The sequence below is a fragment of the Natronospira proteinivora genome (genome assembly GCF_024170465.1).
In the GTDB taxonomy this organism is placed as follows: Bacteria; Pseudomonadota; Gammaproteobacteria; order Natronospirales; family Natronospiraceae; genus Natronospira; species Natronospira proteinivora.
On the sequence record NZ_JALJYF010000001.1, the window covers coordinates 417,259 to 437,369 of the forward strand.

17 protein-coding genes are annotated in these 20,111 nt (G+C 61.0%); 16 read left to right on the plus strand and 1 reads right to left on the minus strand.

Annotation, left to right across the window (positions count from 1 at the left end; translation table 11 throughout):
• Positions 1-28: 28 nt before the first annotated feature.
• The 8 genes from flgK to J2T60_RS01985 all read left to right on the plus strand — a co-directional run bounded on the left by flgK (position 29) and on the right by J2T60_RS01985 (position 8,535).
• The gene (flgK, locus tag J2T60_RS01950; RefSeq protein WP_253444684.1) at positions 29-1,912 is read left to right on the plus strand and encodes a flagellar hook-associated protein FlgK; all 1,884 of its coding nucleotides are present in this window, start codon (positions 29-31) and stop codon (positions 1,910-1,912) included.
• 6 nt (positions 1,913-1,918) lie between these two features.
• Positions 1,919-3,112 (plus strand): flagellar hook-associated protein FlgL, encoded by a 1,194-nt coding sequence (gene flgL / locus J2T60_RS01955; protein ID WP_253444687.1) that lies wholly within the window; start codon positions 1,919-1,921, stop codon positions 3,110-3,112.
• 514 nt (positions 3,113-3,626) lie between these two features.
• On the plus strand, positions 3,627-5,030 hold the full coding sequence (locus J2T60_RS01960; protein WP_253447537.1) for a flagellin N-terminal helical domain-containing protein: 1,404 nt from the start codon (positions 3,627-3,629) through the stop codon (positions 5,028-5,030).
• A gap of 180 nt (positions 5,031-5,210) precedes the next feature.
• On the plus strand, positions 5,211-5,639 hold the full coding sequence (locus J2T60_RS01965; RefSeq protein ID WP_253444691.1) for a flagellar protein FlaG: 429 nt from the start codon (positions 5,211-5,213) through the stop codon (positions 5,637-5,639).
• Positions 5,640-5,692: 53 nt separating this feature from the next.
• Positions 5,693-7,096 carry a flagellar filament capping protein FliD gene (fliD, locus tag J2T60_RS01970; RefSeq protein ID WP_253444694.1) on the plus strand — a complete coding sequence of 468 codons (1,404 nt, stop codon included), beginning with the start codon at positions 5,693-5,695 and terminating at the stop codon, positions 7,094-7,096.
• A gap of 34 nt (positions 7,097-7,130) precedes the next feature.
• Entirely contained in the window at positions 7,131-7,574 is a 444-nt protein-coding gene (gene fliS / locus J2T60_RS01975) for a flagellar export chaperone FliS (protein ID WP_253444697.1), read from the plus strand.
• Positions 7,574-7,936, plus strand: coding sequence for a flagellar protein FliT (locus J2T60_RS01980; RefSeq protein WP_253444700.1), 363 nt, complete (start codon positions 7,574-7,576; stop codon positions 7,934-7,936). The genes fliS and J2T60_RS01980 overlap by 1 nt, the downstream gene beginning before the upstream one ends.
• Before the next feature lie 32 nt (positions 7,937-7,968).
• On the plus strand, positions 7,969-8,535 hold the full coding sequence (locus J2T60_RS01985; RefSeq protein ID WP_253444703.1) for a PilZ domain-containing protein: 567 nt from the start codon (positions 7,969-7,971) through the stop codon (positions 8,533-8,535).
• A 49-nt stretch (positions 8,536-8,584) separates the two neighbouring features.
• On the opposite strand, the gene J2T60_RS01990 is transcribed toward J2T60_RS01985, so the two are convergent.
• The gene (locus J2T60_RS01990) at positions 8,585-10,099 is read right to left on the minus strand and encodes a tetratricopeptide repeat-containing sulfotransferase family protein (protein ID WP_253444706.1); all 1,515 of its coding nucleotides are present in this window, start codon (positions 10,097-10,099) and stop codon (positions 8,585-8,587) included.
• Between the two features lie 305 nt (positions 10,100-10,404).
• Between J2T60_RS01990 and J2T60_RS01995 the strand changes: the two genes are divergently transcribed.
• From J2T60_RS01995 to fliI, 8 genes are all read left to right on the plus strand, one after another.
• Entirely contained in the window at positions 10,405-11,787 is a 1,383-nt protein-coding gene (locus tag J2T60_RS01995) for a sigma-54 dependent transcriptional regulator (protein ID WP_253444709.1), read from the plus strand.
• A 324-nt stretch (positions 11,788-12,111) separates the two neighbouring features.
• Entirely contained in the window at positions 12,112-13,320 is a 1,209-nt protein-coding gene (locus J2T60_RS02000; protein WP_253444712.1) for a sensor histidine kinase, read from the plus strand.
• The gene (locus J2T60_RS02005; RefSeq protein ID WP_253444715.1) at positions 13,317-14,717 is read left to right on the plus strand and encodes a sigma-54-dependent transcriptional regulator; all 1,401 of its coding nucleotides are present in this window, start codon (positions 13,317-13,319) and stop codon (positions 14,715-14,717) included. Before J2T60_RS02000 ends, J2T60_RS02005 begins: the two co-directional genes overlap by 4 nt.
• Positions 14,718-14,745: 28 nt before the next feature.
• Entirely contained in the window at positions 14,746-15,072 is a 327-nt protein-coding gene (fliE, locus tag J2T60_RS02010) for a flagellar hook-basal body complex protein FliE (protein WP_253444718.1), read from the plus strand.
• A 59-nt stretch (positions 15,073-15,131) separates the two neighbouring features.
• Positions 15,132-16,817, plus strand: coding sequence for a flagellar basal-body MS-ring/collar protein FliF (gene fliF, locus J2T60_RS02015; protein ID WP_253444721.1), 1,686 nt, complete (start codon positions 15,132-15,134; stop codon positions 16,815-16,817).
• A gap of 18 nt (positions 16,818-16,835) precedes the next feature.
• Complete coding sequence (gene fliG / locus J2T60_RS02020) at positions 16,836-17,822, plus strand: flagellar motor switch protein FliG (protein ID WP_253444724.1); 987 nt, start codon at positions 16,836-16,838, stop codon at positions 17,820-17,822.
• Entirely contained in the window at positions 17,815-18,633 is an 819-nt protein-coding gene (locus tag J2T60_RS02025; protein WP_253444727.1) for a flagellar assembly protein FliH, read from the plus strand. Before fliG ends, J2T60_RS02025 begins: the two co-directional genes overlap by 8 nt.
• Positions 18,617-20,086, plus strand: a complete 1,470-nt coding sequence (gene fliI, locus J2T60_RS02030) for a flagellar protein export ATPase FliI (protein ID WP_253444730.1) — start codon at positions 18,617-18,619, stop codon at positions 20,084-20,086. The genes J2T60_RS02025 and fliI overlap by 17 nt, the downstream gene beginning before the upstream one ends.
• Positions 20,087-20,111: the final 25 nt, after the last annotated feature.

Consider the following 20,111-nt stretch of genomic DNA (forward strand, 5'->3'; position numbering starts at 1 on the left):
GCGCCGCAATGCGCCGAGGTGATCGCCCATGAGTCTGCTCAATAACAGTGTGTCCGGTCTGCTGGCTGCCCAGCGGCAATTGACCACCACCGGCCATAACATCAACAACGTCAATACCGAGGGCTATAGCCGCCAACGGGTTGATCAGAGTACCCGGCCTCCCATGGGATTCGGGGATGGCTTTGTGGGCCAGGGCACCCAGGTTTCGGGTATCAACCGCCTGTATGACCAGTTCCTGGGAGACCAGCTCCAGAACGCCACCTCCGCCCATGCCGAGCTGGAGTCCTTCACCAATCTGGCCCAGCGGGTGGATAACCTTCTGGCCGACGCCGACGCCGGTCTGACGCCCAGCCTGCAGAACTTTTTCAATGCGGTTCAGGATGTGGCTGATGATCCCTCATCCATCTCCGCCCGGCAGGTTCTTTTGAGCGAGGCCGAAGCGCTGGTCAACCGATTCGACACCATCGATCAGCGCATGAGCGACCTGGAAAGCGAGATCAATAGCGAGATCCGCAATTCCGTGGAAGAGATCAACGGCCTGACCGATTCCATCGCCCGCCTAAATCAGCAGATCGGTGATGCGGTGGGCCAGGGGCGTGGGCAACCCAATGACCTGCTGGATCAGCGGGACCAGAAGCTCCAGGAATTGAGCGAGCTGATCAAGATCGAGAAAGTGAGCCAGGACGATGGTTCGGTGAATGTCTTTGTGGGCAACGGGACCAATCTGGTGATCGGCAATGAGCCCTATCAGCTGGAAGCCCGGCGGAATGACTTTGACCCTTCCCGCCTGGAAGTGGCGCGGGCAGGCCAGCCGGAGCCGGGCAATCTAAGTACCACGCTGGAAGGCGGCTCCCTGGGCGGGATTATGGGGTTCCGCGAGGATGTACTTGATCCCACCCTCAACCAGCTGGGCAAGATTGCCCATGGACTCACCGAGTCCTTCAATGAAGTGCATGCCGAGGGCATTGACCTGAGAGGGGAGTTTGGCGAAGCATTCTTCTCGGTGCCGGATCCCCAAGCCCGCCCCCGCCGTGGCAATGAAGGTGATGCCGAGATTCAGGCGACCGTTAGCAGTGCCCAGGAGCTGAGTGGCGGTGATTACCGGCTGCGCTTTGTGGGCGGTGATTGGCAGATCAACCGGGCCGATACCGGCGAGGAAGTGGACTTTGATGGCGACGGCAGCCCTGGTGATCCCTTCACCTTTGACGGGCTGGAAGTGGTGGTGGACGGCACCCCTGAAGACGGGGACGCCTTTGAGATTCAACCTACTCGTGCTGCTGGCGGCGGTCTGGAGCGGGTGATTGATGATCCCCGTTCCGTGGCTGCGGCTGCCCCCATTATTGGCGGCGCCGATGGGGATAATCTGGGCAGCGGCACCATTACCCTCGGGGAAGTGGTGGATGTGGATGACCCGGATCTCATGGAGACCGTGGAAATCGAGTTCCTCGATGAGGACACCTTTGAAATCAATGGCGATACCTTCACCTATGAAGCCGGCGAGCCCATCGAATACAACGGCTGGCAAGTGAGCATTTCCGGTCAGCCCGAGGCCGGGGATACCTTTACTGTCCAGGCCAACAGCGGCGGCAGCGGTGATAACCGCAATGCCAACCGCCTGGCGGATTTGGTGGATGAAGGGGTGATGGATGGTGGTCAGACCTCGCTTCAGGATGGGGTGGGGGAATTGGTGGCGGATGTGGCCACCAAGACGTCCCAGGCCCAGACCAACCGGGATGCCCAGTCCACCCTGAAGAGCCAGGCCCGGGAATCCCTGGAGTCCGTCTCCGGCGTGAATCTGGACGAAGAGGCAGCCAATCTCATGAAATTCCAGCAGGCCTATCAGGCCTCGGCGCAATCCATTCGGGTGGCTGACACCATCTTCCAGTCATTGATCAACGCGGTGGGGAGGTAAAAGCCCATGAGAGTCTCCACCACCTGGTTTAATCTCAATGCCACCCAGCAGATGCAGAATCAGCAGGGGCAGCTGGCCAAGACCCAGGAACAGGCCGCCAGTGGCAAGCGCATCGTGCGGCCTTCGGATGACCCCATTGGTTCGGTCCAGGCGCTGGAGCTGGGACGTGCTCTGCAGAAAACCGATCAATATGATCGCAATGCGACCATGGCCCAGAACCGCCTTCAGACCCAGGAAAGTATTCTGGACGAGGCCGGCAATATCATGCAGCGTGTCCGCGAGCTGACCGTGCAGGGTGCCAATGGCTCCCAAGATAATGACAGCCGCAGTTTCATTGCAGCCGAGCTCAAGGAGCTGCGCTCGGCCCTGGTGGACATGGCCAATACCAAAGATGCCAGCGACAACTTTATCTTTGCCGGTTTCCAGGGCGATACTCAACCCTTCTCACCCACCAGTGACGGTGTGGTGTACAACGGCGACTCGGGCCAGCGCACCCTGCAGATCGGGCCCAACCGGACCGTGACCGACGGCAATCCCGGCGCCGAGGTCTTCATGAACATCCGTGAAGGCAATGGCACCTTCAAGGCCGAGGCGGGCGCGGCCAATGAAGGTAGCGGGGTGATCAAGAACACCAGCGTGCGGGATCTCCAGCAGTGGACAGGTGATACCTACGAGATCGAAATCCTGGCCGATGGCGAGTACGAGGTCCGCGATTCCGACGGTACGGTGGTGGAGAGCGGCGAGTTTCAGCCCGGCGAGACCATCCAGTTTTCCGGTATTGAGTTGACCATCGACGGGACACCGGAGGAAGGCGACCAGTTCGAGGTTTCTCCCAGCCAAAACAGCAGTGTCTTCAATACCCTGGATCGCCTGATCGATGCCTTTGATAGCCCGGTTAGCAATTCCCGGGATCGGACGCAGCAGCTGAACGAGGTTAATCGCTCACTGGATGATATTGATCAGGGTGTGGCCCAAATGCTGGAAGTCCGCGCCGAGACCGGTGCACGCTTGAAGGCCATCGATGACCAGGTGGCGGTGAATGACGGCAGCCGCCTGGACCTTGAGACCACCAAATCCGGCATTGAAGACCTGGATTATGCCGAGGCCATCACCCGTCTCAATCAACAGCAGGTGGGACTGCAGGCGGCTCAGCAAGCCTATGTGAGAACCCAGGGGCTGAGTCTCTTTAACTTTATGTAGGGATCCGCAGTTGGACCGGTGAGCATCGGTCAGACGCCGTCTCTGGCGCTGCTCCGGCGTTACTTCGGCCATCCCTGGCCTTCGCCCTTCGGGCCTGCAAGCGGAGCTTGCAGTTCAAATGCGTTCCAGACGCATTTGTACCGCTCTTGCCCGTAGCGCTGCTACTGTGCGGCGGGCGGTGCCTTGGATCAGGCCAAGGGCAGCCTCTGACCATCACCTCCCGGCCCGACTGCGGAGGACCAGTTCCGCCGAGAATAGGCTGTGGGAGGGGCATTCCTGCCCCGACTGGATGTTTTATCTACTCCTGACCGTTAATCGGGGTCGATTCACCGTTCGTCGGTGCTGACCAAAAAAATCGCCCGATCCCTAAAGTCTCCCCCTGAAGCGCCGTTAAGCCTCCTGACAGCGCCGCGAATGTCCGCTTCACCCAGGGGACCCGGCGTTGGGCATGAAGCCCGGGATGGACCCGGAGCACTTCAGACAACGGTAAATATCAGGAGAGTGCATCATGAGCATGGGTACGGTGATCAACACCAACATCATGTCGCTCAACGCCCAGCGGAACCTGGGGTCTTCTCAGGGACAGCTGGCGACTTCGCTTGAGCGTCTTTCTTCCGGCCTGCGCATTAACAGCGCGCGGGACGATGCGGCCGGTCTGGCCATTTCCGAGCGTTTTACGGCACAGATCAACGGCCAGAACCAGGCGGTTCGTAACGCCAATGACGGCATTTCCTTCTCCCAGACCGCCGAAGGCGCCCTGGATGAAGTCTCCAACCTGCTGCAGCGGGTGCGTGAGCTGGCCGTGCAGTCGGCCAACGACACCAACTCCGCATCCGATCGCCGGGCCCTGAACGAAGAGGTCCAGCAGGCCGTGCAGGAAGTGCAGCGGATTGCCACCTCCACCCAGTTCAACGACCAGAATGTGCTGGATGGTTCACTGGAAGACCTGGTGTTCCAGGTGGGTGCCAACCGGGGCCAGACCATCAGCGTGGCGGGTGTGGATGCCCGTAGTTCCGAGCTGGGTGCCACAGTTGGTGATGGTTTCGCAATCACTGCCAGTGAGTTTGCCACGGGTGGCGCCCTTGCCGGTCTGGACGGGGATTCTCTCGCCATTAACGGTGAGGAGATCGATCTCAGCGGCATTGACAGCATTGGTGGCGTGATCACCGAGATCAACAACGCCTTTGCCGATACCAATGTGCAGGCCGCGCGCGCCGAACAGGCTGTGGTGGAAGTGGATGACTTTGCCGCGGGGAGTGGCGGTACGCTGACCCTCAATGGTGCTAATATCGATATCGATGCCGGTATGTCAACTGGCGATTTTGTCAACGCGATCAATGACGAGCGTGGGCAAAGTGGGGTCGCTGCGGTGGAAAACACCGCCGGTAATATTGTCCTGACTGCCTCCGAAGACATTGCCTTCTCCATCGAATCGGATGGCACTGGTGATGTTGAATTTGGTGGTCTGACTGACGAAGGTAGTGACAGCTTCCTGCGCGGTATCGAGCTTTCCACCGATGTGGGCGAGTCCATCACTGTAACGGGTGATGAGATTGCAGAGCTGGGCATTGATTTCGAAAACAACCCGGATCAGCTGGGTGACTTCGCGGCGGCCGATGCCTCCGTGCTGACTCGCGCGGATGCCGATTCAGCCATTCGGACCATGGACTTTGCTATCCAGCAGGTCTCCGGTCTGCGTTCCGAGCTGGGTGCGGTCCAGAACCGTTTCGAGGCTACCATCGCCAACCTGCAGGTGGGTTCGGAGAATCTCTCCGCTGCCCGCTCCCGGATCCAGGACACGGACTTTGCTCAGGAAACCGCTGAGCTGACCCGTGCCCAGATCCTGCAGCAGGCCGGTACCTCGATTCTGTCGCAGGCCAATGCCGTCCCGCAGACGGTGCTGGGTCTGCTGCAGTAAGCGGCAACCGGAAAGCTGCATGACAGGCCCGAATAATCGGGGTCTGGTGGAAGCGGGCAGGGCCCTGAAGCCCTGTCCGCTTTCGCGCGTTCTGGAGACAGGACGGCAACAATAAAGAGGGGAGGGGCCGCTCCGGCCCGCATCGGGCCCACGGGGTGGGCCAAATGGAGGAAAATCGCCATGTCTTACGAAATCAGTGGCATGAGTTTGGGCGTTGAGAGCGGCAAGGCCTTGCCGCGGAACGAGGCAAGATCGGGCCGGTCGGAAGCAGAAGGGACTGCTCGCCCGGAGCCCCAGCGGCTTGAAGCCCAGTCTTTGAAAGTTGCAGATCCGGCCGTTGATGGGCGAGCGCTGGAAGCCCTGGCTGAGCGGGCGGCTGAAGAGCTGAGCGATGCCATGGAGTCTGCCCAGCCCTATTTTCGGCCCGACCTGGAATTCAAAGTGGATGAAACCTCGGGCAGAACCGTGATTACGGTCTATCATCCAGAGACGGAAGAAGTGATTCGCCAGATCCCCCCGGAAGAGGCTATGCGCTTGGCACAGATATTGCGAGAATCCGGGGAAAATGGCGATTTCAGCGAATTGAGTCTGATTCAGGCCAAGGCCTGAGGGGCCGGCATTCCGGCCAGGCAGTTTAAGCCCTGAGTGGCGAGGAGGACAGCATGTCCATTATTAGTGCGCAAGGGATCGGTTCCGGTCTGGATATCAATGACATCGTCAGCCAGCTGGTGGAGGCCGAGCGTGCCCCCGCCCAGCGCCGGATCGATCGCGGTGTGGAACGCGCCGAAGAACAGATTTCGGCCATCGGACAGCTCAAGAATGTGATGTCCGAGTTGCGGGACGGCATGTCTTCCCTGCGGGATGCCTCCGCCTTTCGCAACCGGGAAGCCACATCCACCAATGAGGAGGTGTTTTCCGCCTCCGCGACCCGCCAGGCCTCGGAGGGTAATTACTCCGTGCAGGTAGAGCAGCTGGCCCGGGCCCAGAGTCTGGCCAGTGATGCCTTTGACGATGCTGATACCCATGTAGGTACCGGTACCCTCAGTATCACGGCGGGTAATAGCAGCTTCGATGTAGATATCGATGAGAACAACAATAGCCTTGCCCAGGTTCGTGATGCCATTAATGAAGCTGCCAATGGCGAGGGACTGTCGGCCAGCATCATCAATACCAGTGAAGGGGCTCGCCTGGTGCTCAATAGCCGGGACACCGGTGAGGAAAACGCAATCACCATTGAAGCCTCTGGTGGAGATGGTGGCCTGGAAGCGCTGGCTTTCGATCCCGAAGACCTGGATGAGGAGGGCAATAACACCGCGGGTGGCTTAAACCAGACTCAGGCCGCTCAGGATGCCGAAGTCTTTATCAATGGGTTTGCCCACAGCAGTGCCAACAATCAGATTGACGGGGTGATTGATGGGGTGACCATTGATCTCAACAGCGCCAACCCGGGCCAACTGGAAACCCTGGAGGTTAGCCAGGACCGGGAATCGGCCCGGGAGGCGGTCAATGAATTCGTGGAACGCTTCAATGGCTTTATCGGGGCAGTCAATCAACTGACGGCTTATGATTCCGAGACCGGTGAAGCCGGGCCGCTTCAGGGGGATTCGTCCACCCGCCGGATCGTCAGCCAGCTTCGTAATGAATTGAATACCCAGGTGGATGGGGTCGATGGCCCGTTCTCCACCTTGGCCGAGATCGGCATCATTACCCGCAGCGATGGCACATTGGAAGTGGACAATGAACGCCTGGATTCGGCCATGAATGACAATTTCGATGCCGTGGGCCGCTTATTCGGTGGGGAGGACGGCCTGGCCCGGCGCATGGATAACCTGGCCGGTGAATACACCCGCTTCGGTGGACTGCTGGATGGCCGGCAGGATGGCCTGCAGGATCGCCTGGATAATCTGGGCAGCCAGCAGGAGCGCCTGGAGCGCCGCATGGAGAGTGTGGAGGCTCGGTACACTTCCCAGTTTGCTGCCATGGATTCCCTGGTGGCCAATCTGCGCAGCCAGGGGGATTTCCTCACCGAGCAGCTGGCCAATGTGCCCACGCCGGGACAAAACTGAATCGAGAACAGGACCCTGTCCTGGGAGTGAATGAATGTATAAGCCAAATCGGACTGCCGCCCTCAATGCCTACCAGGAAGTGGGGGTTCGCTCCGGCCTGGATGAGGCCAATCCTCATCGACTGATCCAGATGCTGATGGAAGGTGCCCTGGATCGCATTGCCCAGGCCCGGGGACATATGGAACGCAAGGAGATTGGCCCCAAAGGTGAGCAGGTTAGCCGGGCCATCAATATCATTGAGGGACTGCGGGTCTGTCTCGATCCGAGCCAATCCCAGGAACTGGCCGAGCGGCTGGAACAGCTCTACGACTACATGGGGCGGCGGCTGGTGGAAGCCAATCTGCACAACGATCCGGAAATCCTGGAGGAGGTCAGCCGCCTGCTCAAGGAAATCAAGTCCGGTTGGGATGCCATTCCGGCGGAAGCCGTTCAGCAGGCGGTGGAACAGACCCAGACGAACGAATCGGTGTCCACCTGATGTTTCCGGCAATGGACCCTCACTGGATTGATGCCCTGCCGGCCGATAAACGGGAAGTGCTGTCCCGGATTGAGTCTCTTCATACTGCGTTAATGGAGGCGGCGGAAAGCGGGGATTGGGTTCGCACGGCGGAGCTGGAACGGGAACGGGCTACCTGTTTGCAGGCCCTTTATGCGAATGTGCAGGATCTGGACCCTGATACCGGTGAATGTCTGGCACGAATCACGGAACAACTGATTCGTGGAGACCGGGCACTGATGAACAAGGTTGAACGGGAGCGCAGCCGCCTGGGGGATGAGCTCGGCCATTTGCGACGGGGACAGAAGGCCGTGAATGCCTATACGGATCATGCCAGACGCTGAAATCATCAGCCATTGACAGGCGGGAGAGCCCATTGAATATCGCCACGTTTTTCTCGGACCGGGTCAACTTCAGAACGGAGTTGCCGCTGCAATGGCGACCCAGCCAGGCGCCTCTGGATGAAGGGCAGTTGGCTTCCCTCAATGAGCAGAATCTGGCCCTCCTGCGTGCCGTTAGTGCCCTGGAAGAGCGTCACAGCGATTCCCCTGAAAGCCATCAACTACCCCTGCCGGAAGTCCAGCGCCTGGAAGCCAAGCTGGATCTCATTCTGACCCTGGTGGGTCAGATTCGCGCCGCCTCGGACATTATTCCTCCCAGTGTCACCGCGGAACTGTCCGCTGCGGGCCTTGCCTGGTGGCCCCGTGAAGATAAAACGCCGGCGGTGAACGAAACCGGAGTGGTGGAGGTGTCGCTGGCCACATATGCCGCCCAGCCCCTGGTATTGCCAGGAAAGGTGTCTGCGCATGCGGACTGGGATGGCGGTCCCGCTGTCCTGGTGATCTTTGAGGGAATCAATGAAGTGGTGGCGGATGCCCTTGAGAAGTTTGTTTTCCGGCACCATCGCCGGGCCATTGCCGGTAGCCGCGGACAGACAGGATAATATCTAGAGGTCCATTCGTCTGGTTCGGCCATGGAATGGTAATAGGCGCTTATGGATCCATCTCGGTTTCTGACAGAACCTGCCGCATGCTTTCCTGCATGGGCGTCAGCCATTCGCGATAGGGCTTGGCAATGCCGATAAACCGGTCATCCGGCCGGTGACCGGCCATGGCATCACCGGCGACGGTGGTGCGAGTGGGGGCCTGGTTTGCCAAGGCACAGTCGGGATGCCAGTCCAAACCGAGAAACGCCAGGCATGCCTGGATGACGGATTCGGCCTCGTCGCCGGTGATCGCCTCGTAACTTACCCGCATGGCCCGGTCCCCGAAAGCTTTCTGCCAGAAAGCACTTAGACGCTGGACCTCTCCAAGGTATATTCCCAAATCCTCCAGGCCCAATTGTCCCGTGCCGATGTGGGGCATGTGGGTGGCATAGTTGGAGAAACCCAGGTCCAGCGGGTCCCGGTCCACGAAGATGAAGCGACTTTCCGGGATGCTGGCCCACATATAACCCAGGGCAGCCAGGTTGGCCGGGTTGGTGTCGGTGACAAAGTGTACACCCGCCCCCTGCTGCTGCAGGGTGCGTTGATAGGGGCCGGCGGATTTCAATCGTGTCTCCAGCGGTAGTGTCGCCAGCAAGTGGTTGCGGTCCTGGCCCGTCTGCTGCTCGACTTGTCCGAGAAGGGTCTCGAAAGGAATCTGTTCCCGGCCGGCGCGGATCTCCGGGTGACAGGTCAGGAGTGATTCCAGCAGTGTCTTGCCGCTTCTGGGGGCGCCTATAATCATGAGTAAGCGACTCATGGACGCTCTGGGCGTGATTGACGGGTCCTGCTGGAGGACCTTGAGCGGGAAATTCTTGGTAATGGAATGGACCCGCTTCCGATAGCTGTCGGGATTGAAAGGCGTCCGGTGGGAGGCGCTGCGTGCCAGACGGTTGCCATCGCCGAAGGCGTGAAAAGCCGCGGCATGTTCGCCTTGCTGGTGCAGGATATCCCCGATACAGAACTTGAGCTTTGCGGTCAGGCTCGGACTATTCTCCTTCAGCTCAAGTAGCGGGCTGAGCCGCGACACAAGGTTCGGGTAGTCCAGTGCGAGACCGTAACCGGCCACGGCCACCAGCAGGGAGGGGGATTCACGTCTCTCATCCAGGGTCTTAATCGTCAATGTTTCGGCTTCTTCACGTCTCCCGGATCCGGCCAGGGCCTCAATGCGCAAGGCTCGTGACGTGGCTGTATCCGGCTCGTGCATCGTCGCCAGTACCGACAGTGCCTCTTGGTGATCGCCAATCTCCACCAGTCCCCGGGCAAGGAGGCGACGACTGGCGTCGCTTGGGTCAAGCTCAAGGGCACGCCGAAAGCAGGCATTGGCGGCCTCTTTCTTTCCGAACTCCAGCAGCGTTGCCCCGAGCAGGCGGTGACAGGCCCCGAACCCGGGGTAGGCTTGAATAATCCGGTGGGCCTCGTCCAACGCGGTGTGCAGTTTGCCGTCGGTGAGCAGCTGGTTGGTCTGGCTGATTTCCTTGTTGATGGCATTGATTCTGCTATCTGACACCTGCTTATTGCTCATGGCTGCTTCCCAGGCCGAATGCGTTGTTGACGGATTTGTACGTGGGCCATTTCAAAATGCAATTTCTGGACCAGCTATATGATACGGCAATCGGTTCGCCGGGCTTGCCACCTGAGCGATTTCTGTCGTCTTTAGGCCCAGTGTCAGGGGCAAAACAGCCCGATGTTGGGTCAGTGGTGTCAAAACCCCGGCTGGTGGTCGCCTTTTTTGCAGCGTTATGTCATCTCATATGGCAAAATCCCATCATGTGACATATTCTCGACGTGTACCGCGTTAATAATAAAGCATTGAGGGGAGCCCGCCCGATGATCGAATCCCGGATTCTGGTCCTTGAGAAGAACCGTGATCGTGCCCGTGCCCTGGAAGCGGTACTGGGGGCCCTGGATCTGCCGCCCCAAGTCCTGAGTGAAGACCTGTCCGCCAAGCTGGACCCCGATGGTCGCTGGCATGCGGTGGTGGTGGGGGAGCTACCCGCTGACACGGGCGTGGAGTCGCTTCATCGACTGGGTAAGCGGGTGCCGCTGGTGGCGCTAACCGAGGAAGCAGGCGGGGTATATACTGATGGGCTGAGTGATCATGTCTGCTGTGAGCTGAATTACCCGGTCAAGCATGCCGAGCTGACTGAAGCCCTGCGGCGGGTGGAGGAGTTTCAGGATGCCCTGTCCCGGCGGAAAGCCCGTCGCCCGGCCGGGCATTCCGAGCCGATTCGTCGGGTACGCGGCCTGATCGAGCAGGTGGCCCCCTTTGACACCAATGTGATGATTCTGGGTGAATCCGGCACCGGCAAGGAAGTGGTGGCCCGGGAGATCCATGCCGCGTCCACGCGTGCCGATGCCCCCTTTGTTCCGGTCAATTGCGGTGCCATTCCCGCCGAATTGCTGGAAAGCGAGCTGTTCGGTCATGAAAAGGGGGCCTTTACCGGCGCCATCACCAGCCGTAAGGGCCGATTTGAGATTGCCGAAGGCGGCACCTTGTTTCTCGATGAGATCGGCGACATGCCCCAGCCCATGCAGGTGAAGCTGCTACGGGTGCTGCAGGAGCGGACCTTTGAACGGGTGGGCAGCAATCGCTCCATCGAGTGCGATGTGCGCATCGTGGCCGCCACCCATCAGAACCTGGAAGCCATGATTCGGGACGGTGAGTTCCGTGAGGATCTCTTCTATCGCCTCAATGTCTTTCCCATCCAAATGCCCCCCTTGCGGGAGCGAAGCCAGGACCTGCCGGAATTGGTACGCCTCATGAGCGCCAATATGCGAGACCGGGACCGACCGGGGGTTCGCCTGACTCGCCGGGCCATGGCCGCGCTGTGTGCCTATGAATGGCCAGGCAACGTGCGGGAGTTGGGCAACCTGATGGAACGGCTGGCGATTGTAAAGCCTGGCGGGGCGGTGGATTTACCCGACTTGCCGGAGCGCTATGCTGCCAATCCGGGGGATCCAGACAGTATTGACTGGGAGGATCCGGAGCCCGAGTCGGCGTCCGAGGGGGCGGGCGCCGCGGTTGACCCCATGCAGCTTCCCCACAGCGGTCTCGACCTGCGTGAACACATGGCGGAGGTGGAGCAGGGCCTGATTCGCCAGGCCCTGGAGCGTACCGAGGGGGTGGTGGCCCAGGCGGCCCGTCTACTCAAGATGCGCCGCACCACCCTGGTGGAAAAACTCCGAAAATACGGCCTACAGCCTGAGTAGATCGCCACCCGTTTAATTTGAATCTGGATGTTCAACACGGAGGACACGGAGTGTGAAATGTCCACTGGCTTATCCCGAAAAGCATTCTCCGTGCTCTCCGTGCCCCTCCGTGGTCTCCGTGTTAACTCCCCAAACGGCTGCCGCCGCATCGCCCGAAATAGCCCCCGCTGTTAAGTCAAAAAGCCGACGCGTGTCTCTTTTATCTCGGAAGTGCGCTTTTGTTTTTTGTTAAACATCTGAATTAAATAGAAAAATAACGCTGGCACGGCAATTGCTATTTCTCCGTCACAGACCCTATGTCAAAGACTCGACGGAGCAAAGCGCGTGTCGGATTCCTCTTTTGAAAGCCGGGACAAGGCGCGGATGCAGGAGCTGGAGAAGGCCTTTGAGGTCTTTACTCGCACCTCCCGCCAGTTGTCCGATTCCTATGCCGAGCTGGAAGCCCAGGTCAGTTCCCTCAGTCAGGAACTGGCCTCGGCTCGTGATGCCCGGCTACAGGAACTGGCCGAGAAGGAGCGGATCGGACGACGCCTGGAGCAGTTGTTGGAAACCCTGCCCGGTGGGGTGATCGTAATTGACGGGGAAGGGCGGGTTCGGGACGCCAATCCGGCGGCTGAATCCCTGCTGGGAAAGCCTCTGACAGAGCAGAGCTGGGAAGCGATTCGGCGCCGCGCCTTCACCGAGCAAACCCGTAGTACCGGCGAGGTGAGCCTGAGGACGGGGCGGCGGGTCTCCATTTCCCAGCGTAGCCTGGAAGCGGAGCAGGGCCGGATCGTTCTGCTCACGGATGTCTCTGAAACCCGGGCCCTGCAGGAGCTGGTGGACCGTCATCAGCGCCTGTCCGCCATGGGGGAGATGGCCGCTCGCCTGGCCCACCAGATTCGCACTCCTCTGTCGGCGGCCCTGTTGTACGCCGGGCAATTGGAGACGGGCCATCTGGGCCAGGATGCCTTGCCCCGGATCGGCGGCAAGCTGGCCGGTCGTCTCCGTCAGATAGAGGGCATGGTGGGGGACATGCTCATGTTCGCCAGCGGAGGACGTCGTGACGACGAGCGTCTGGGTGTGGATGAGCTCTTTGCCGAGGCCGGCGGGCAGGTCATGGCCCGCTGGCGTCATCAACTCAAGCTTCAGGTTCAGGGCGGACGGGGGCTGGCCATTCGCGGTAGCCGGGCGGCCGTGCTGGGGGCGCTGACCAATCTGCTTAACAATGCCGTCGAGGCGGTCCAGGGCAGTGAGTCGGAAATTGCTCATATTCGCCTTCGGGGTGAGCGTGGGGACGGGCGGAAGGTCATCATCCGCGTCCGAGATAACGGGCCGGGGGTGCCCGCCGGGATTCGAGAACAGATCTTTGAACCCTTTTATACCACCCGCCCCCAGGGCACGGGGCTAGGTCTGGCCGTGGTTCGTTCCGTGGCCGAGGCCCATAACGGCGAGCTGATGTTGGGCACCCCCCGACAGGGTGGTGCCGAATTCATTCTGGTTCTGCCTGATGCAGAAGCCGGGCGGTCGGATATCCAGGAGCAGCAATCATGAGTGATCTTCCGGTATTGGTTGTGGAGGATGATAGCGATCTACGCGAGGCCATCGTTGATACCCTGATGGCCCGCGGGCTGGAGGTGCTGGAGGCGGCCGATGGCGAGGTGGCCATCGAGGCCATGGGTCGTCAGCCCGTGGGCATGGTGGTTACCGATGTGCAAATGTCGCCTATGGATGGCCGGGCCCTGCTGGCTCATATTCGCAGTCACCACCCGGAGCTGCCGGTGGTGATGATGACGGCATACGGCACCGTGGAGCGAGCGGTGGAAGCCATGCGGGGCGGGGCCACCGACTACTTGATGAAACCTTTCGAGGCGGAAAACCTGGTGGACATGGTGGACAAGCACCGCCTCAAGCCCAGTGCAATGGGCGGGCCGGTGGCCGAGGATCCGGCCAGCCTGCGGATGCTGGAGTTGGCCGCCCGGGTGGCGGACAGCGAAGCGACCGTGCTGCTGTGCGGGGAATCGGGTACCGGCAAGGAAGTCTATGCTCGCTTTATTCACGAGCATTCCCCCCGTGCCAAGGGCCCGTTTGTGGCGATCAACTGCGCCGCTATTCCGGAAAATATGCTGGAAGCGGTGTTGTTCGGCTATGAGAAAGGCGCCTTTACCGGGGCCCAGGCGGCGCATCCGGGTAAATTCGAACAGGCCCAGGGTGGCACTCTGTTGTTGGACGAGATCTCCGAGATGGATCTGGCCCTGCAGGCGAAGCTGCTGCGGGTATTGCAGGAGCGGGAAGTGGAGCGGTTGGGTGGTCGCAAAACCATCTCCCTGGATGTCCGGGTAGTGGCCACCACCAACCGCGATCTGCTGGCCAGTGTCCGGGCCGGTGAGTTCCGTGAAGACCTCTACTATCGCCTGAATGTTTTCCCCGTACGGCTTCCCCCCTTGCGGGAACGGCCCGGGGATATTGTGCCCCTGGCCAAGCATCTGATGGAGCATCACTGTCGGGGCAAGCGGCCCTTGCCCCGCTTGAGCGAGGATTCGACACGCGCCTTACAAGCCCATACCTGGCCCGGCAATATCCGGGAGCTGGACAATGTGGTCCAACGAGCCTTGATTCTGGCCCCCGGTGACGAGATTCAGGCACAGGCACTGCATTTCGAGGCCGCCACTGACGGGCTTTCGTCAACGCCGGGTGGCAACGGGGGTGGTGTCGATGCCGCCCAGCTGCCATCGGCCGGTGGTGATATCCCGGATGGACATGCTCTGGATGATGCCCTCAAGGATCGGGAATACCGCTTGATTGTGGAGGCCCTGCGCTCGGAAGGGGGTTCTCGCAAGCACGCTGCGGCCCGCCTGGGTATCAGCCCGCGCACCCTGCGTTACAAAATGGCGCGCTTGCGGGATGCGGGCGTGGAACTGCCACGGGATCTTGGCGCAAAACTTGCTTAGCTCTACGGGGTAAAGCGGAGGTGCTTCCATGAATAACGATGTCCAGATCCAGAACGTACTGCAGCAGATGCGTCAACTGTCGGCCGAGGCCGGTCAGCCGGCTGGCCCCGTGGGTCAGGCCGAGGGCGAGGGTCCGAACTTCGGCGACATGCTCAAGGCCTCGGTGGACAAGGTCAACGAGACCCAGCAGGCGGCCGGCAATCTGGCGGATGCCTTCTCCCGGGGAGAGGATGGTGTGGAACTGACGGAAGTCATGTTGGCACTGCAGAAAGCCGATGTGAGCTTTCAGGCCATGAGCGAAGTTCGAAACCGTTTGGTTGAAGCCTATCAAGAGATCATGCGGATGCAGATCTAAGCCCGACGGCGCAAGCGGGGCAGGGACAGGTTTATGGATTCTGAGTTGAGGATGGCTTAATGGCAGCGCAGGCAGCGGACACCACAGGCAGTAATCTTCCCGCCGAGCGGGCACCGGAGCCGGCTTCCGGCGGGGCCGGTGGCAGCAATATGCAGTTGGCGGATGTCTTGCAAGGGAAATCCGGCAGGCAGCTGGGGATGGGCCTGCTGCTGGCGGCTGTGCTGGCGGTGGCGGTGGTCGTGTTTCTGTGGTCTCAGAGCCCGGATTACCGCACCCTGTACGGGGATTTGGAGCAGCGGGACAGTGCCCAGGTTGCCCAATCCCTGGATGAGGCCGGCATCAACTACCGCCTGAATCCGGCCACCGGTGCCATCGAAGTGCCCCATGACACGGTCCACCAGGCCCGTCTACATCTGGCCGCCGAAGGCCTGCCCCGGGGGGCGGGCACGGGCTTTGAGATGATGGAGGATGAGTCCGGTTTCGGGGTCAGCCAGTTCATGGAGCGGGCCCGTTATCACAGCGCCCTGCAGACTGAACTGGCGCGGACCATCAACAGCCTGGACTCGGTACAAAGTGCCCGGGTCCATCTGGCCATTCCCGAAGACAGTGTCTTCGTGCGTGATCGCCGGGAACCGTCCGCGTCGGTCTTTCTGAACCTCTATCGTGGCCGTAGCCTGAGTGAGCAGCAGGTCTCGGCCATTGTCCATATGGTGGCCTCCAGCATCACCGATATGCCCGAGCAACGGGTCACGGTGGTGGATCAGCGCGGGCGTTTGCTGTCTGACCGGGGCGATGGCCGTCGCGGCGCAGACAGCGACGAGCAGTTTGACCATGCCCGTCGACTGGAACGGGCCTATGTGGAACGGATCGAGGATATCCTTGGCCCTGTCGTGGGCAATGATCGGGTGCGCGCCCGGGTCACCGCGGATCTGGATTTCACCCGATTCGAGGAAAGCCGGGAGACCTATGATCCGGATACGATTGCCGTTCGAAGTGAGCAAGAAAGTGAAGATCCCCGGCCCGGTGCCGGCCCCCGGGGTATCCCTGGGGCCCTGACCAATCAGCCACCGGGGCTGGTCGATGAGGAGGACTTGGAGGCGGAGGCACAGGAAGCTGGGGTGCCGGCCGCCATTGCCCGTCGCATGGTTCGGAACTACGAGGTGGATCGCAGTGTCTCCCACACCGTTCAGGCTCTGGGGCAAATCCAGCGCTTGTCCGTTGCCGTGGTGGTGGATGACTGGGCGACTGAGGATGAAGAGGGTCAGCCGGTTCGCGATGCTCTGACCGAAGAGGAAATGGAGCGTCTGGAGACCTTGGTACAGGAAGCGGTGGGTTTCAATGCTGAGCGTGGTGATACCGTTAGCGTGGTGAACCAGAGCTTCATTGAACGAGATGTGACCGAGGTTGAGGAGCCGGCTTTCTGGGAACAGGGTTGGTTCCGTGAATTGATGCGGCAGTTGCTGGGGGCGGTACTGATTCTGGCCCTGATTTTCGGCGTCCTTCGCCCGGGCATGCGCAGCCTGATGGGTGGGCGCAAGCGTCAGGCCAGTCCTTCCATGGCCGATGAGCGGCAGCGCCTGGCACATTCAGAGGGAGAGGATGACCGTCAATCGGATGAATCCGAACCGGCATTCCAACTGTCCAAGCCCAAGGCCTATGATGAGAAGGTGGCCGCCGCAAAGGGCATGGTCAGCGAGGATCCCAAGCGCGTGGCGCAGGTGATCAGAAACTGGGTGAAGGAATGATGGGGCGAGGTGACGTCAATGGAAGGTGCTGAACGCGCTGCGGTATTGCTCATGAGCCTGGGCGAGAATGAGGCCGCCCAGGTGATGAAGCACATGAATGCCCGGGAGGTGCAGAAGGTGGGTGCGGCCATGGCCACGCTCAGCAACATCAGCACCGAACAGGCCAGCAGTGTGCTGGATGATTTCATCGAGGAGGCCGGTGAACAGACCTCCCTGGGCGTGGGGGCGGATGAATATCTGCGCAAGACCCTGATCAGCGCTCTGGGTGAGGACAAGGCCAACAGCCTCATGGACCGCATCGTGGTGGGGGGCAGCACCAAGGGCCTGGATGCCCTGAAATGGATGGATGCACGGGCCGTGGCTGAAGTGATCCGCCTGGAACATCCCCAGATCATTGCCATTGTCCTGTCCCATCTGGACAGTGATCAAGCGGCAGAAGTCCTGGGCCAGCTTTCCGACCGGATTCGTCCCGATGTAATCATGCGGATTGCCACCCTGGACGGTATTCAGCCGTCAGCCATAAAGGAACTGGACGCCATCATGGAGAAGCAGTTCTCCGGCAATTCCAATATCAAATCCTCCGAGGTGGGCGGCGCCAAGGTGGCCGCCGACATGCTTAACTATCTGGACAGCAGTGATGAGGAAACCATCATGGAAATGGTCCGTGAGCATGATGAAGTGCTCGGCGATCGAATCCAGGAGTTGATGTTCGTGTTCGACAACCTGTCCGATATTGACGACCGGGGGATTCAGCAACTGCTGCGGGAAGTGGCCTCCGATCAGCTCAGCACGGCCATGAAAGGGGCCTCGCCGGAGGTTCAGGACAAGATCTATCGCAATATGTCCCGCCGGGCCTCCGAGATGCTCAAGGAAGACATCGAGGCCATGGGCCCGGTGAAACTGAGTGATGTGGAATCCGCCCAGAAGGAGATTCTCGCCACCGCCCGGGCCATGGCCGATTCCGGCCGCATCAGCCTGGGTGGCAAGGGAGACGAATATGTCTGAGGGCGAGCAATGGCGGCGCTGGGAGGCCCCAACGGTGGGCGAGCGGCGCTCGCCTCGTCCAAGCCCGCGCAAGCCCACCTCCGGCAAGGGTGACTCCGCCAAGCCGGCCTCCCGCTCAGGGGATGACAAGCAGCCGGTCACGGCGGCGGAAATCGAGACTATTCAGGAGGCGGCCTATCGGGAAGCCTATGAGAAGGGCTATCAGGAAGGTTATGACAGTGGTGAAGCCGAGGTCCGGCGCCGCGCCGAAGAAGTCAGCGCCATACTCAATGCCCTCACCGAGCCACTGGACGCCGTGGATCGGGAAGTGGAGCAGGAACTCAGCGACTTGGTCTGCGTTGTCGCCCGGCAGCTGATCCGTCGTGAGTTGCGTACTGACCCCGGCCAGATCGTGGCAGTGGTACGGGAAGCCGTCAAGGCCCTGCCCAGCGGTGACCGTCAGGTTCGGGTTCAGCTGAATCCGGAGGATGCGGCACTGATTCGGGAGCTTACCGGCCCCAGCAAGGATACTCGCTGGGAACTGGCGGAAGATCCCAGCCTGAGTCGCGGGGGTTGCATTGTCTCGGACCGTAATTCCCGCGTGGATGTTCGCCTTGAACACCAGGTGGGTCGTGTATTGGCGGCCATGCTGGGTGAAGAACGCGAGGCCCCGGAGGAGCTGGGTGAATTGGCCCAGGCTGATACCTCGCCCGAGCGCCGCGAACCGGGACCTGAAGCGGATGACAGGCCCCATGACCTGGAGGATGATGGGGGCAAGGCCGGATCACCGTCGGCAGTCGCCGGGGAGGACCGGGATGAGCCTGAGCAGTGAATCCATACAAGCCGGCCGGCGCTCCCGCTGGTTGGGACGGTTGGCCCGCTATCAGGAACGGCTTTCCCGGCATGACAACGGCCCCATGGTGGAAGGGCTGCTGCGGCGGGTGGTGGGCCTGACCATTGAAGCGGTGGGTTGCCGCGCCCCGGTGGGCTCCCATTGTCTGGTGGAGACCGCCAGTGGAGACTATATTGACGCCGAGGTGGTGGGCTTTTCCGGCGACTCGGTCTATCTCATGCCCACCGGCGAACTGGCCGGCCTGGTACCCAATGCCCGAGTGATTCCCACCGGCAAGACCTCCCGGGTGCCGGTGGGTGATGCCCTGCTGGGGCGGGTGCTGGATGGCACCGGGCGGCCACTGGATAGTGGTCCGCCGCTGGAGACAGGGGAACAGGTCTCCATGACCGGGCGCATGATCAACCCCCTGGCCCGCCAGCCCATTCATGAGCCCCTGGATGTGGGGATTCGCACCATCAATTCCCTGCTCACCGTCGGTCGGGGACAACGGATGGGCCTGTTCGCCGGCAGTGGCGTGGGCAAGAGTGTGTTGCTGGGCATGATGACCCGCTTTACCGAGGCCGATGTGATCGTGGTGGGCCTGATCGGGGAGCGGGGGCGCGAGGTAAATGATTTCGTTCAGGAAACCCTGGGCGAGGAAGGCATGCGGCGGGCTGTGGTGGTAGCCACGCCGGCGGACAATCCACCCCTGATGCGTTTGCAGGGGGCCTGGTTGGCCACCCGGGTGGCCGAGCATTTTCGGGACCGGGGCCGCAAGGTTCTGCTGCTGATGGATTCTCTGACCCGTTTTGCCCAGGCCCAGCGGGAAGTGGCCCTGTCCATCGGTGAACCGCCGGCCACCAAGGGCTACCCCCCGTCGGTGTTTGCCAAGTTGCCGCAGCTGGTGGAGCGGGCGGGTAATGGTGACCGTGGCCAGGGGTCGATCACGGCCTTCTACACCGTATTGGTGGAGGGGGATGACCAAACGGACCCGGTGGCGGATTCCGCCCGGGCCATTCTGGACGGCCATGTTGTCTTGTCCCGCGCCATCGCCGAGTCCGGGATGTACCCGGCCATTGACGTGGAAGCCTCGGTCTCCCGGGCCATGACCGCGATTACCGATGATGCACAGCAAGACCTGGTTCGGCGTTTCCGTCAGTATTATTCCCTCTATCGACAGAACGAGGATCTGATCAGTGTGGGGGCCTATCGCCGGGGCAGTGATCCCCGGCTGGATGAGGCGATCAACTATTGGCCCCGTATCCAGGAATTCCTGCGCCAGTCCATGAACGAGCAGGTCTCTTTCGAAGGCAGTCTTGAAGCCTTGAAGGCTTTACTGGAAAAACCCGCGGCGGAGGCCCGTCCGGCCGGGCAGAATGTCCGTCGCGAGGGGGAGCCGAGCCGGGCCCGCCCCCAGGCGGCCCGGGCCTATTCGGGCACGGGGCAGTCCTGAGTATCGGATGACGGAGGAGTAGCTT